This is a genomic window from Paenarthrobacter ureafaciens (assembly GCF_004028095.1).
Taxonomy (GTDB): Bacteria; Actinomycetota; Actinomycetes; order Actinomycetales; family Micrococcaceae; genus Arthrobacter; species Arthrobacter ureafaciens.
This window is the reverse complement of the sequence record NZ_SBHM01000007.1, coordinates 2,659,098-2,673,018: the sequence shown is the minus strand read 5'-3', so window position 1 is coordinate 2,673,018 and position 13,921 is coordinate 2,659,098. Positions and strand designations below refer to the sequence as shown.

Below are 13,921 nucleotides of genomic sequence, written 5' to 3'. Positions count from 1 at the left end.
TCACTCCCCCGGACCGGGCCACGCCTGCGGCCACTCTCCAAAGCTAGGACGCCACTGTTTCAGCTGGAGTCCCGCATTGTGTCCGATGGGTAAAAGAGACCTCACACCCTGCGAAATGCGTTCGTGATGCAGAAGTTAAGATCACGAAACAAAAGGGAAACTGAAGTGAAACTGCCCGTCCCTAGGCTGAATTCACAAGTTGCGGAGATCCGTCTGCGACATTTGCGAAAGGCCCACCAGTGACCGGACACACTTCAAGCACAGAGAACCCGCGCCGCATCGTCGTTGTCGGAGGCGGCCCTGCAGCCCACCGCTTTGCCGATGCCATGTACAACCGCGGTCTCGAAGGCTGGCAGGTTACCGTCCTCACCGAGGAAGCCCACCTCCCCTACGACCGCGTGGCGTTGAGCAAGGCACTGACCGAGACCGGCGTGGACCTTACCTTGGGCGAGGCGTCCATGTGGGACCACCCGGCCCTGACGCTCAAGACCGGCGAGCGCGCCGTCAAGATCGACGCTGAAGCCAAGAGCGTCCTTACCGCATCGGGCAACAAATACGAATACGACGAACTGGTGGTCGCTTCCGGCTCGGACGCAGCGCGGCTCCCCATCCCCGGCGCTGAGCACACCCACGTTTACCGCACCCTCGAGGACGTCTGGGCCATCAACAAGGCCATCGCGGACCTGGGCGTCAAGCTCGGCCGCAGGGTCAACGCCGTGACGATCGGCGGCGGCCTGTTGGGACTGGAATCCGCTGCCGGCACCGAGCAGCTGGGCGCCAACCCGATCGTCATCAACGGTTCCCCCTGGCTCATGAACACCCAGCTGGACGAAGGCGCCGGCCAGGCCCTCGGCAGGTTGATCGAGGCCAAGGGCTTTGAAGTCCACGGCGGCGTGTTCCCGTCCGAGGTACTGACCGACGACGACGGCCAGGTCACCGGGGTGCTGATGGCGGACGGCCGCACCATCCCTGCCGACCTGGTAATCGTGGCAATCGGCGTGAAGCCCCGCGACGACCTTTTCCGCGCAGCCGAAGGCGAAGAGCAGCTCTTCAGCCTGGGCCAGCGCGGCGGCGTGGTCATCAACGACTTCTGCGCCACCGAAGTGGACAACATCTGGGCCATCGGCGAGGTAGCGAACTTCGGCGGCATGTGCCTTGGCCTGGTAGCCCCGGCCAACACCATGGCGGAGATCGTGGCTGACCGGCTGCACGGCGGCGAGGCAACGTTCCCGGGCTTCGACACGGCCACCAAGCTCAAGCTCTCCGGCGTGGATGTGGCCAGCTTCGGTGATGCCTTCGCCAAGACCGAGCATGCCTTGGAAATCGTCTACGCCGATCCCGCCCGCGGCGTCTACCAGAAGATCGTGACCACCGATGATGCCAAGACCCTCCTGGGCGGCATCTTCGTGGGCGACGCCTCCCCGTACATGAGCCTGCGCCCCTTGCTCGGCCGGGAACTGCCCGCCGAGCCCGGCGCCTACTTGAGCGCAGCCGGCGGCGGCGAAGCTCCCGAGACCGAGCTGCCGGATGATGCGATCCTGTGCTCCTGCAACAACGTGGCCGCAGGTTCCATCCGTGACGCCATCAATGGCTGCGGCAGCTGCGAAGGGAATGCCCCCGTCCAGGAACTGGGCGGCTTGAAGGGCTGCACCCGCGCCGGTACCCAGTGCGGTTCCTGCGTGCCGATGCTCAAGAAACTCCTGGAAGGTGAACTGAAGAAGTCCGGCATTGAGGTCTCCAAGGCCTTGTGTGAGCACATCAGCCTTTCCCGCCAGGAACTGTTCGAAACCATCCGTGTCCTGGAGCTGACCTCCTTCGAGGACATCATGGCCAAGTACGGCACGGGTGAAGGCTGCGATATCTGCAAGCCGACCATCGCTTCCATCCTGGCCAGCCAGCACTCCGCCTACGTGCTCGATGCCGGCCGCGGCACTCTGCAGGACACCAATGACCGGGCCTTGGCCAACATGCAGAAGGACGGCACGTACTCGGTGGTTCCGCGCATCGCCGGCGGCGAGATCACCCCCAAGGGCCTCGGCGTCATCGCTGCTGTTGCCGAGAAGTACGGCCTGTACACGAAGATCACCGGCGGACAGCGCATCGACATGTTCGGTGCACGCCTGGAGCAGCTTCCCGATATCTGGAAGGAACTGGTGGACGCCGGCTTCGAGTCCGGCCAGGCGTACGGCAAGAGCCTGCGCACGGTGAAGTCCTGCGTCGGTTCCACCTGGTGCCGCTTCGGCGTGCAGGACTCCGTGCAGATGGCCATCGCGCTGGAACTGCGTTACCGCGGCCTCCGGAGCCCGCACAAGCTGAAGATGGGCGTCTCCGGCTGCGCCCGCGAATGCGCCGAGGCCCGGGGCAAGGACGTTGGCGTGATCGCCACCGCCGACGGCTGGAACCTGTATGTGGGCGGCAACGGCGGTGCCACCCCTGCCCACGCCCAGTTGCTGGCCAAGGACCTGGACGACGACACACTCATCAAGTACATCGACCGCTACCTCATGTACTACATCCGCACTGCGGACCGCCTCCAGCGCACCGCCCGGTGGCAGGAAGAGCTCGACGGCGGGCTGAAGCACGTTGAAGACGTGGTGGTTCACGATTCCCTTGGCATCGCCGCGGAGCTTGAGGCAGCCATGGCCAAGCACATCGACACCTACGAGGACGAATGGGCCGAGACCCTGAAGGATCCGGAGCGCCTCCGCCGTTTCCGTTCCTTCGTCAACGCCCCCAACCAGAAGGACGACTCCATCGCGTTCGTTCCCGAGCGCGGCCAGATCCGTCCGGCAACCCACGAGGAAAAGGGCGCCGTACTCATCGCCTCCACCATCCCGGTCCGCAGCACTGCCGGCGCAGAGAACTAGGGGAATTCCATGCAGCTCACCATCGACCTCACCGGCCGGGACGTCCTGGTCACCGGCTCGGACGTGACCGCCCGCCAGGCAGTGCGCCGCTACGAGCAGGCAGGTGCCACCGTGTACCGGCTCAGCGCTCCGGCCGGCACGGCATCCGACGGTCCCCTCCCCGAGCGTCCGTTCCTGGTGGCAGCAGTGGACGACGGCGACGACGGCTGGCTTCCGCTGCTGGAACGCTGCCGCGAGGCCGGCATCCCGGTGGCACACGAACCGGCCGCCGGTCCGGAGGGCCACGTCACCCTGGTCGGCGGCGGACCCGGCGCGCTGGATTTGTTGACCGTGGGCGCCGTCGCCGCCCTGCGCGATGCCGACGTCGTGTTCTACGACCGGCTGGCCCCTTACCAGGAACTGGCCGCTTTGACCTCTGCCGAGTTGGTGGACGTTGGAAAGCAGCCCGGGCACCACAAGGTGACGCAGCGTGACATCGAGAAGCTTATGGTGGAAGCGGCCCTGCTGGGCCGGAACGTGGTCCGGCTCAAGGGCGGCGACCCGTACGTGTTCGGCCGTGGCGGGGAAGAAGTGGCCGCATGCGTTGCCGCGGGCGTTCCGGTGCGGGTGATTTCCGGTGTCACCAGCGCCATCTCCGTCCCCGCGGCCGCCGGAATTCCGGTGACCCACAGGGAAGTAAGCCACATGTTCACCGTCGTCTCCGGCCATGCGCCGCTCACCGAGAAGGAGCACCTGCACCTGGCCGGGCTGGGCGGCACCATTGTGGTCCTCATGGGGATCGGCACCCTGCCCCAGCTCGCGGCAGGCCTTCGCCGTGCCGGCATGGAACCGGACATGCCCATGGCCGTTGTGGAGCGCGGGTACCGCCCCGGACAGCGCACCACCATCGCTGATCTGGGTACCATCGAAACGGCAGCTACGGGCTGCAGCAACCCGGCCGTGCTGGTCATCGGCGAGGTAGTCAGGGTTGCCGAGGCCAACCGTAGCCATGCCGATGCGTCCGCTGAACTGAGCCGCCTGGCGGCTTCGCTCCTTGAAGCCTGAAGGTAATTCCATGACTGTTGCACACGCCCTCGATTCCGTGACCCCGTCGGCAGAACCGTCCGAGGCTACGGATTCGCCCCTGGACGGGTTTCGCATCGGCGTCACCTCGCACCGCCGCTCACGGGACCTCATCGAAGCCTTGGAACGCCGCGGCGCCAGCGTGCTCCACGCCCCGGCGTTGAAGATAGCCCCCGTCCAGGAAGACCTGGTGCTCATCGAGGATACGCGCACCATCATCGAAGCGCGGCCGGACATCTGCATCGCGACCACCGCGTACGGCATGCGCCGCTGGTGCGAGGCCGCTGACTCGTTCGGCATCGGCGAGCAGCTCCTGGAAACCCTTGCGGCGTGCCGGATGTTCGTCCGGGGACCGAAAGCCCGCGGCGCCGTCCGCGCGGCCGGTCTTGCCGACGTCGGAATCAGCAGTGACGAAACCACCGCAACGCTGGTGGACATGCTCCTGGCCGAGGGTGTCCGCGGCAAGACCGTGGCGGTGCAGCTGCACGGCTACACGGATGTGCGGCAGCTGGAGCGGCTGCGCATGTCCGGCGCCACGGTCCTCACCGTCACCCCGTACCGGTGGGTCAAGCCCGACGGCGAGGACAAGCTGCCGCGCCTGATCGAGGCCGTGGTGGGCGGGAACCTTGACGTCCTCACCTTCACCAGCGCCCCTGCGGTGGATGCGATGTGGAGCACGGCCCACGAGATGGGCCTGTACCGCCAACTGATCGAGGCCCTGAAGGGACCGGTAACCGTGGCGGCAGTGGGTCCCGTGACCGCCCAGCCGCTCGTCGACGCCGGACTGTCGCCCCTGATCCCGGACCGCTACCGCATGGGTGCCTTGATCCGGTTGGTGACCGAGCATCTGTCCCTGAACCACGTCCGCCGCCTGGAAACGAAGAGTGCCACGATCGAGCTGCGGGGCCGCTGCCTGCGCATCAACGGCGAAGTGGTGGAGCTTGCCCCCGCCCCGCTCTTGCTGCTCCGCGCCCTTCTGGGTGCCGGCGGGGCCGTGCTCTCGCGTGAGGCGTTATCGGACCTCCTGGACCTCCGTGGTTCCGTCCACGCGCTGGACATGACAGTGAGCCGGCTGCGTTCGTCCCTTCCGGACCCCAAGCTCGTTGAAACGGTCGTGAAGCGCGGGTACCGGCTGCGCGCCTAGGTTCCGGGCTCATCCTTCTACCCGTCCCCGCGTACGCTTGGTACACTAATTGATGAATTCATCAATTAGTCAATCAGCGTGTATTGGAGATGAGCCTCGTGGCCTATTCGGATGCCCGGGCACCGCTGTATGAGGTCAAAGCCAACTTGTTCAAGGGCTTGGCGCACCCGGTGCGCATCCGGGTCCTTGAATTGCTGGCCGAAGCGCCCGAGGTATCCGTAACGGACCTGTTGTCCGCCACCGGCCTGGAGGCCTCCCATTTGTCGCAGCACCTCTCGGTCTTGCGGCGGTATCAGCTGGTGGTGTCCGAACGGCGCGCTTTGCAGATGTTCTACTCCCTGGCCTACCCGCAGGTGGCCGAGTTGTTGACGGTGGCCAGATCCTTGCTCGGAGAGATCCTGCGCACCACGCGGGACAACCTGGAATCCTCCGATGCTGCAGAGGCATTTCCGGGCGGCACGCCGTGAAAACCGTCCACGCCGGCTTGGCTGCCGCCCGGGCGTTATTGCCGGGCCGGGGCGATTATTCCGGGCTGCGTGCGTCCTGGCGTTCTGACCTTGTGGCCGGCCTGACAGTAGGAATCGTGGCATTGCCGTTGGCGTTGGCCTTCGGCGTCAGTTCAGGCGCCGGAGCGGCCAGTGGTTTGATTACGGCAGTGGTTGCCGGCCTGGTAGCGGCGGTGTTTGGCGGTTCGCATGTCCAGGTTTCGGGCCCCACCGGGGCGATGGTTGTTGTCCTCGCCCCGGTGATAGCCGCCCACGGACTGGGCGCCCTGGCCGCCGTTTCAGTGCTGGCCGGATTGATTGTCCTGGCTGCAGGGGCGTTGAAACTGGGCCGCGTGGTGACGTTCCTTCCCTGGCCCGTGATCGAGGGCTTCACGGTGGGCATTGCGGCCATTATCTTCCTCCAGCAAGTCCCTGCTGCCCTGGCAACTGACGGAGGGGACTCCACCAATGCCGTGCTGGCCGCAGTGCACGCGGCAGGTGCCGTGAACGCCGCCGGAGCCGGATGGGTTTCGACCGGCGCGTCCCTGGGGATCGTGGCCGTAGTGGCGGCAGTCATGGTGCTGGCCCCGAAAATCCATCCCCGCTTGCCCGGGTCCTTGGTGGCGATCGTGCTTGCCAGCGTTATTGCCGAGGTTTTCGCGCTTCCGGTGGCCAGGATTGGCGCACTGCCCACCAGCTTGCCGGCCCCGGCGCTTCCCGTGCTGAACATGGAGATCCTGTCCGCCTTGGTTGGTCCGGCGGCAACCATCGCTGCGCTTGCGGCCATCGAATCCTTGCTCTCGGCGAGGGTCGCGTCCTCGATCTCCGATACCGGCGCCTACGATGCCGACCGGGAATTGTTCGGCCAAGGCCTGGCCTCGATCGCGTCCGGGTTCTTTGGCGGCATGCCTGCCACCGGTGCCATCGCGCGGACCGCCGTGAATATCCGTTCCGGAGGCCGGACCAGGGCGGCAGCCATTACCCACGCCCTGGTGCTGTTGGCCGTCGTGTACCTGGCAACCAGCGTGGTGTCCCGCATCCCCTTGGCAGCGTTGGCCGGGGTCCTCATGGTGACGGCGGCCCGGATGGTCTCGCTGCCGACGCTGCGGGCGGTGATCGGCTCCACGCGGGCTGACACGATCGTCTTCTTCGTCACCGCCGTCATCACGGTCTCGTTCGACCTGATCGAGGCTGTGGAAATCGGCATCGTCGTTGCCGCCTTCTTCGCCTTGCGTTCCCTGGTGCGCTCCTCCGGTGTCCACCGGGAAGAAATCCCCGGCCCTATCATGGACGGCGATGAACACATTGCACTGTTCCGCCTTGACGGTGCCTTGTTTTTCGGCGCCGCCGAACGCGTGCTCGAACGCGTCACCGACATCCGGAACGTCGACGTCGTCATCCTCCGGATGTCCCAGTTGCAGATCCTGGACGCGACCGGGGCCCGCGTCATCACTGACATCATCCAGGCTTTGGAGCGGCGCGGGATCACCGTCCTGATCAAAGGCATCCAGGACAGGCACCTGCATTTGGCCACGAAGGTTGGCGTGATTGAGTCCCTTCGCCACCATAAACACCTGTTCAGCGACCTTCCAGCCGCCGTCGAACACGCACGCAGCCACGTCAGCCGGGCCGCTGCAGCACGAACGGCTCAAACAGCCACCGAGAGAAAGAAAACCGAACCATGAGTGAATCCCTGCCCCCGTGCCCTGAGTGTTCCAGCGAGTACACCTACCAAATGGGCGAGTTGCTTGTCTGCCCCGAATGCGCCCACGAATGGGAGCCCCAGAGCGAAGACCCCGACGCCGGTGCCGCGGAGAGGCTGATCAAGGACGCGGTTGGAAACGTCCTCAACGACGGCGACACCGTGACCGTCATCAAGGACCTGAAGGTCAAGGGCAGCCCGACCTCCATCAAAGTGGGCACCAAGGTGCGCAACATCCGCTTGGTGGATGGCGTGGGCGATCACGACATCGACTGCAAGGTGGACGGCTTCGGTCCGATGCAGCTGAAGTCGAGCGTCGTGAAGAAAGCCTGACAGGCTACTTCTTGTGCACCAGGTAGATGGCGCCCGTGGTGACATCTTCCTCAAGTGCTTCAAGCGTGCGGCCGCGGGTTTCCGGAACCTGCGTGTAGATGAAGATGAGGGCCGCGATGCCCACCACGCCGAACAGGAAGAACGTTCCCGTGATGCCTACTCCGGCCACGAGCGTGGGGAAGAACAGGCCCAGGAGCGCGTTGGCGATCCAGAGGCAGAACACCGAAAGTCCGATCGCAAAGCCGCGGACATGCAGCGGGAAGATCTCGGAGAGCATCACCCACACCGCGATGTTGAGGAAGGTCTGCATCGAACCGACGAACGCCACCACCAGGAAGAGGATCACGAACGGCCGCGCCTCGTTGCCGACCGGAAGGACGATCGACGCTATGCCAATCAGGAAGTGGCAGATGGTGGTGAGCGTGAAACCGAGCAACAGCGTGGTGCGGCGGTTGATGCGCTGCATCAACGTCAGGGCGATGACACCACCGACGACGGCGATCACGCCGGGCGCGATATTGGCGATCAGTGCGGCGCTGGAGTCGAAGCCGGCTTCCACGAGCACGGACTGTCCGTAGTACATGATCGAGTTGATACCGGTCAGCTGCTGTGCGACGCCCAGGCCGATGCCTACCAGGATGATGCGCAGGATCCACTTGTCCTTCAAGGCCGCCCACGAAGTGGCCTTCGAAGCCTTCTCTTCATCGGCCAGGTGCTTGACGTCGGCCATCTCGGCCTCGGCGCGGTCTTCGGAGCGGATGGTCTTCAGGACGGCAAGGGCCTCGGCGGACCGGCCCTTGGAGATGAGCCAGCGGGGCGATTCGGGCATCCGCAGCATGCCGAAGAACAAGGCAATGGCCGGCAGGGCGGCAACGGCGAGCATAATGCGCCACACCCCGCCGAATTCGCCCCAGATGTTGCCGATGATGGCGTTGACCACGAACGCGGCGAGCTGGCCGATGACGATCATGAGCTCGTTGCGGCCGGCCAGGGACCCGCGGATCTCGTACGGTGCCAGCTCGGCGAGGAACACGGGAACCACGGTGGACGCGCCGCCAACGGCGAGGCCAAGGATGATGCGGCCCAGGACCATGACTTCGAAGCTCGGAGCAAAGACGCACGCCAGCGTTCCGAGGAAGAAAAGGATGGCCAGCAGGATGATGGTCTTCCTGCGGCCCCAGCCGTCGGAAAGCCTTCCGCCCGCCACCGCTCCTGCGGCCGCGCCGAAGAGCAGCGAGCTGGTGACGATTCCTTCCGTCAGCGGCGTCAGGGAAAGGTCCACCGTCATTGGCCGGAGGGCGCCGTTGATCACGCCGGTGTCGTAACCGAACAGAAGGCCGCCGAACGTGGCGACCAGGGCTACCAGGCCCAACCGCTTACGGTGTGGGCCGTTCGTCAGCGGAGGCAACACCGCATTATGCGCACTCTCCCGCTGCGTTTGCGTAGCAGACATCAGGACTCCTTTGTCAGTGTGTTGCGGGTCATACCCACCCGCTCTGGAACAAGACTAACGCGCGAAAGGCCTAAATGTAAGGTCAAACTAACAAATGACTTTAATTGTTCGGTTTTGTGTCCATGGCAGGATGAAGCCATGGCTTCCGACCGTCCTCCACGTCCGGCCACGCAAAGCGATGTCGCACGCGAGGTTGGGGTATCCCGCACGCTCGTTTCATTTGCCTTCCGCGGCGCGCCCGGAGTGAGCGATGAAACCAAGCAGGCCATCTTCGCCGCCGCCAAACGTCTGGGGTACCGGCCCAACGCAGTGGCCGCCGACCTCGCGCGCAAACACCGCTCCGCCGTCGGGCTTTACCTCCTGGACATCCGCAATGAAATCTACGCCGATATCCTCAGCGGCGTCCGCACAGCGCTCTCCCAGGAGCCCAACCGGCTGATCCTCAGCGTCTCGCGCTCCGTTGACGGCGAGGACCGCGGTGCCGTGGAGTCGTTGATCGAAGCCCGGGTGGGAATCATCATCGCCGCCACACTGCTGGATCCGGACGAGGCCGTCCACGAAATGGCCGCCTCGGTGCCGCTGGTCAGCGTTACCCGCCCGGTGGCCGGCGTGGACAGTGTCTACTCCGATGACTCCTTCGGTGCACGCGCCGCGGTGGAGCATCTGTTGACGCTGGGACACACACGGATAGCCCACTTGGCGGGCCCCGCCCATGACGGGCACGTGGTTCGCCGCCGATCCTATGAGCAGGCAATGCGCCGGGCCGGCCTCGTGCCGCAAACACTGTGCGCGGACGATTTCACGCAGGAATCCGGGCACCGGGCCGCAGCACGCCTTTTGGGGCAGGCCGACCGGCCCACCGCGATTTTCTGCCACAACGACCAACTGGCACTCGGTACCCGGGAAGCTGCCTATGCCATGGGCCTGTCGATCCCCCGGGATTTGTCCCTCATTGGCTATGACAATTCACGGACCGCGGGGCTGCACGGCATCGACCTGACCTCCGTGGACCTCCACGCCGCCCGGCTCGGGGAAGCCGCAGGCCAGGTTGCCCTGGAACGCCTCCGCAACCCCGAGGCACCGGCTGCCGACCGCCGTTTCACTCCCCGCCTGGTGGTACGGAGCTCGACGGCGCGTCCCGCGTGAGCCTCGCCGACTTCGCCGACGTCGCTGGAACAGTGCCCGGTCGCAGGGAAGCCTACGGCGAACGGGCAGCGTTCCCGCGAATCCGACGGCGGATCAGGAGACGTTGAATCCGCCGTTGCTGTGCAGCACCTGCCCGTTGATCCACGAGCCAGCATCCGAGAAGAGGAACCGCACCAACGCCGCAGTGTCTGCAGACGTGCCGAGGCGCCCGGCCGGGGTGGCCGCCGTCGTCCAGGAGCGGACAGACTCGTCCATCCAGCCGGTATCGATGGGGCCGGGGTTGATGACGTTGGCCCGGACGCCGAGCCCGGAAAGCTCGACGGCGGCTGCCGTCACGATCCGGTCCAGCGCGCCTTTGCTCGCCCCGTACGGCAGGTTGTTGACGGTGTGGTCGCTGGTGAGCGCCACGATCCTGCCTCCTACCTCGCCCGGAGGGACGGCGGGCAGTTGCTCCGCGAGCGCCTTGATAAGGAGCCATGTGGCACGCGCGTTCACGGCGAAGTGGCGGTCCCAGCTCTCTACGGACGTCGTGAGGATGCTGCTGTCCACGGACTCGCAATGGGACATCACCAGGCCGCTCACCTGTCCAAGCGACCGCCCTGCCGCGATCAGTTCGGCGGGGAACCCGGGATCGCTGAGATCGCCGGGAACAAGTACGACGCCGGCGCCACGTTCGCGGCATTCGGCAGCTATAGCGTCGGCATCGTCCGGGGACGCTTCGAGGCCGAGCCGGTCGTCGTAAGGCTTCCAATGGTTAATGACCAGGTTCCAGCCGTCCATGGCAAGCCCCGTGGCCAAGGCAGCTCCGATGGAACGCCGTCTTCCGACGCCGGTGATGACGGCGACCTTTGCAGGATTGTCGGGGCTCATGATCCGACCCTACGTCCCTTGCGGGCTTTGTTCGGCCAACGGGACCGGTGCACAGGCAGAAAAACCGGGTTACTCCACAGCATGGACAGATACCCGGACCGGTGGGAACATAAGGGCCATAATCCGCGGAGGCATCACCCGGGGCACGTTCGGGTAACTCCAGGTCAGCTCTCGTTTGAGGGGAACGGCCATGGTTCGGCTGGGGAACACGAACACTGGGAACCCGGGTCCACAGCCCGCCGTCGATACACCACGGCGGGGTGCCCCACCGGAAACGGTGGACGCAGTAGTGGTCGGGTCCGGTTTCGGCGGTTCCGTGGCAGCCCTTCGCCTGGCCGAGGCCGGACAATCCGTGGTGCTCATGGAACGCGGCAAGCCCTACCCGCCGGGCAGCTTCGCGCGTTCGCCGTCGGAGATGGGCCGGAACTTCTGGGATCCGGACCGCGGCCTTTACGGCCTGTTCGACGCATGGACCTTCCGCGGCACGGAGGGGCTGGTATCCAGCGGGCTCGGCGGCGGCTCCCTGATTTACGCCAACGTGCTGCTGCGCAAGGACGAGAAATGGTTCGTCAACGAATCCCCCATTCCGGGCGGCGGCTACGAAAACTGGCCGTTCACGCGGGCGGACCTTGATCCTTACTACAAGCTCGCCGAGGACATGCTCCGCCCCGTGCCCTACCCCTACAACGACACCCTCAAGACACTCGCCATGGAAAAGACGGCGGCCAACCTCGGGTTGTCCATCAGCAGGCCTCCCATCGCCATCACCTTCGCCACCGGACCCAACGAGGAACCCCGGACCAACCGGCCGCTTCGCCTCCCGGAGTACGGAAGCATCCACGGCCCGGACACCGTCCGGACCACGTGCACCCTCAGCGGCGAGTGCGACATCGGCTGCAACTCCGGCGCCAAGAACACGTTGGACCACAACTACCTGTCGGCCGCGGCCGCGAAGGGCGCCGACGTCCGGACGTTCCACGACGTTCGGGGCATCAGGCCCTTGAACGGCGGAGGCTATGAAGTCCGCTATGTCATCCACCACCCGGACAACCAGGGAGGGCTGCTGGACGAACACATCATCCACTGCCGCAGGCTCCTGCTTGGTGCCGGCACGTTCGGCAGCAACTTCCTGCTCCTCCGCAACCGGGGTTCGCTGCCGGCCCTCAGCGACGCCCTGGGCACCCGGTTCAGCGGCAACGGCGACCTCCTGACGTTCGTTATGGGCGCGAAGACGCCCGGGGAAAACGGCATGCCTCCGGGCGTCCGCACCCTCACCGGCAGCCGGGGTCCGGTCATCACCACTGCGATCCGGGTGCCGGACAGCAATGACGACGACGGCGACGGCCGCGGTTACTACGTGGAAGACGCCGGGTATCCGGCATTCATCAACTGGCTCATGGAAACCGCGCAGCTTCGCACCACCGTCAAGCGCACGGCCAAAGTTGCCGCGCGATTGCTCACGGACCGGCTCTTTGACGCAGGGCGGTCCAACGTGTCGGCCGACCTGGCCGCTGCCCTCGGCGATGGAAGGTTGTCCTCGAGTTCGGTCCCGCTGCTGGGCATGGGCCGGGACGTTCCCGACGGCGTGCTGACGCTCCGGGACGGACGGCTCGCCGTGTCCTGGACCATGTCCACGTCTAAGGAGTACTTCGGCCGGGTGCGGGCCACGATGTCCGCCATTGCCGGGGACCTGGACGGGGACTTCGTGGACAACCCGCTCTGGTGGGCCAAACGGGTCATCACCGTCCATCCCATCGGCGGGGCCCCCGCGGGCAGGCACCCCGGAGAGGGCGTGTGCGATTCGTACGGGGAGGTCTTCGGCTACCCTGGCCTGTTCGTCGTGGACGGCGCCGCGATGCCCGGGCCCGTGGGCGCCAACCCGTCACTGACCATTGCCGCCTTCGCCGAGAGGGCGTGCGCCCGGATCGTGAACGCCCCGGCCCATCGGGGGATCGTGCCCTCTGATGCTGCCGGCGGCCCGGTGGATGCTGCCGGGAGCCCCGCAAACGCGACCGTCGGGCAGGAAGCCGCGGGCGCCGTCGTCGACGTCGATGCGCTGGCTCCACGCGCCCTGGCGCCGGACGCTACCAAGGGCAAGGGCGCGCGCCAGGAGCAACCGGCGGGCGCCGCCACTTCCCGGACGCGTAGCCGTGGGCTGACGCCGGGCGCAGCGAGTGCCGGGCTTTTCACGTCCGTGCGTTTCACCGAGCAGATGCACGGCTGGTTCAGCCCCGGCGTAACAGACCCGGAGAAAGGCCGGAGCCTGGGCCGGGACCGCAACCGCAGGATCATGTTCGAGCTAACCATTACCGCCGAGGACATTGACGCCTTCGTGGCCGATCCAAACCATCCGGCAAAAGCGGAGGGATATGTGCTGGCCGATTACTTCGGCGGCCGGATGCCGGTGGAAAAGGGCTGGTTCAACCTGTTCGTCGAGGATGGATCCACCGATGGGCGTCCGGCGCGCCGCATGCTGTACCGGCTGTGGCTGCGGGATCCCGGCGGTACGCCTTTCACCTTCACCGGGTACAAGCAGATCCATAACGAGGCCGGCTTCGATCTCTGGCCGGACACCACCATCCTCTATGCCACGATCCTCCGTGGCCACGTACCACCAGCGGACGGCACACAGGAGGCACCGGAACCCTCCGGTGCGGGCATCCTGTATATCCGCCCCCTGGACTTCGCCAAACAGCTCACCACGTTCCGGGCGGAAGGCCCCGCACCGGCCGCGGGCCTGGCAGCGTTCATGAAGCTCTTTGGGGGCGAGCTCTGGCGGGTGTACGGCCTCGGGATCAGGCGGGTGCCCTTCCCTTTCCGGGGCCAAACCGGCCCCTCGAAGCGGCCAGGACGATGACC

Annotated in this window: 10 protein-coding genes; 8 read left to right on the top strand and 2 right to left on the bottom strand. The window is 66.0% G+C overall.

The window, feature by feature from the left end; all coding sequences use genetic code 11:
* Window positions 1–239 precede the first annotated feature (239 nt).
* The 6 genes from nirB (at window position 240) to AUR_RS16605 (ending at window position 7,593) form a co-directional block, all read left to right on the top strand.
* Window positions 240–2,867, top strand: a complete 2,628-nt coding sequence (nirB, locus tag AUR_RS16630; protein WP_062095793.1) for a nitrite reductase large subunit NirB — start codon at window positions 240–242, stop codon at window positions 2,865–2,867.
* 9 nt (window positions 2,868–2,876) lie between these two features.
* A complete protein-coding gene (gene cobA / locus AUR_RS16625; RefSeq protein ID WP_062095791.1) occupies window positions 2,877–3,911 on the top strand; it encodes a uroporphyrinogen-III C-methyltransferase in 1,035 nt (344 codons plus the stop codon).
* A 10-nt stretch (window positions 3,912–3,921) separates the two neighbouring features.
* Window positions 3,922–5,073, top strand: a complete 1,152-nt coding sequence (locus AUR_RS16620; protein WP_062095790.1) for a uroporphyrinogen-III synthase — start codon at window positions 3,922–3,924, stop codon at window positions 5,071–5,073.
* An 89-nt stretch (window positions 5,074–5,162) separates the two neighbouring features.
* Complete coding sequence (locus tag AUR_RS16615) at window positions 5,163–5,540, top strand: ArsR/SmtB family transcription factor (RefSeq protein WP_021471424.1); 378 nt, start codon at window positions 5,163–5,165, stop codon at window positions 5,538–5,540.
* Window positions 5,537–7,243, top strand: coding sequence for a SulP family inorganic anion transporter (locus tag AUR_RS16610; protein ID WP_021471425.1), 1,707 nt, complete (start codon window positions 5,537–5,539; stop codon window positions 7,241–7,243). The genes AUR_RS16615 and AUR_RS16610 overlap by 4 nt, the downstream gene beginning before the upstream one ends.
* Window positions 7,240–7,593, top strand: a complete 354-nt coding sequence (locus tag AUR_RS16605; protein WP_062095788.1) for a zinc ribbon domain-containing protein YjdM — start codon at window positions 7,240–7,242, stop codon at window positions 7,591–7,593. Before AUR_RS16610 ends, AUR_RS16605 begins: the two co-directional genes overlap by 4 nt.
* A gap of 4 nt (window positions 7,594–7,597) precedes the next feature.
* Here the strand turns inward: AUR_RS16605 and AUR_RS16600 are convergent, their stop codons facing one another.
* Entirely contained in the window at window positions 7,598–9,046 is a 1,449-nt protein-coding gene (locus AUR_RS16600; protein ID WP_021471427.1) for a sugar porter family MFS transporter, read from the bottom strand.
* A 138-nt stretch (window positions 9,047–9,184) separates the two neighbouring features.
* On the opposite strand from AUR_RS16600, the gene AUR_RS16595 reads away from it, so the two are divergent.
* On the top strand, window positions 9,185–10,192 hold the full coding sequence (locus AUR_RS16595; protein ID WP_062095786.1) for a LacI family DNA-binding transcriptional regulator: 1,008 nt from the start codon (window positions 9,185–9,187) through the stop codon (window positions 10,190–10,192).
* Between the two features lie 93 nt (window positions 10,193–10,285).
* Here the strand turns inward: AUR_RS16595 and AUR_RS16590 are convergent, their stop codons facing one another.
* Window positions 10,286–11,062, bottom strand: coding sequence for an SDR family oxidoreductase (locus AUR_RS16590; RefSeq protein ID WP_062095784.1), 777 nt, complete (start codon window positions 11,060–11,062; stop codon window positions 10,286–10,288).
* 277 nt (window positions 11,063–11,339) lie between these two features.
* Here AUR_RS16590 and AUR_RS16585 point away from each other — a divergent pair, with 277 nt between their 5' ends.
* Window positions 11,340–13,919, top strand: coding sequence for a GMC oxidoreductase (locus tag AUR_RS16585; protein WP_062095782.1), 2,580 nt, complete (start codon window positions 11,340–11,342; stop codon window positions 13,917–13,919).
* The last annotated feature ends 2 nt before the right edge of the window (window positions 13,920–13,921 follow it).

Bases quoted from the DNA above. Each gene is read 5' to 3' on its own strand.
- cobA (WP_062095791.1), top strand. From the start codon at position 2,877: ATGCAGCTCACCATCGACCTCACCGGCCGGGACGTCCTGGTCACCGGC.
- AUR_RS16620 (WP_062095790.1), top strand. From the start codon at position 3,922: ATGACTGTTGCACACGCCCTCGATTCCGTGACCCCGTCGGCAGAACCG.
- AUR_RS16615 (WP_021471424.1), top strand. From the start codon at position 5,163: ATGAGCCTCGTGGCCTATTCGGATGCCCGGGCACCGCTGTATGAGGTC.
- AUR_RS16605 (WP_062095788.1), top strand. From the start codon at position 7,240: ATGAGTGAATCCCTGCCCCCGTGCCCTGAGTGTTCCAGCGAGTACACC.
- AUR_RS16600 (WP_021471427.1), bottom strand. From the start codon at position 9,046: ATGTCTGCTACGCAAACGCAGCGGGAGAGTGCGCATAATGCGGTGTTG.
- AUR_RS16595 (WP_062095786.1), top strand. From the start codon at position 9,185: ATGGCTTCCGACCGTCCTCCACGTCCGGCCACGCAAAGCGATGTCGCA.
- AUR_RS16590 (WP_062095784.1), bottom strand. From the start codon at position 11,062: ATGAGCCCCGACAATCCTGCAAAGGTCGCCGTCATCACCGGCGTCGGA.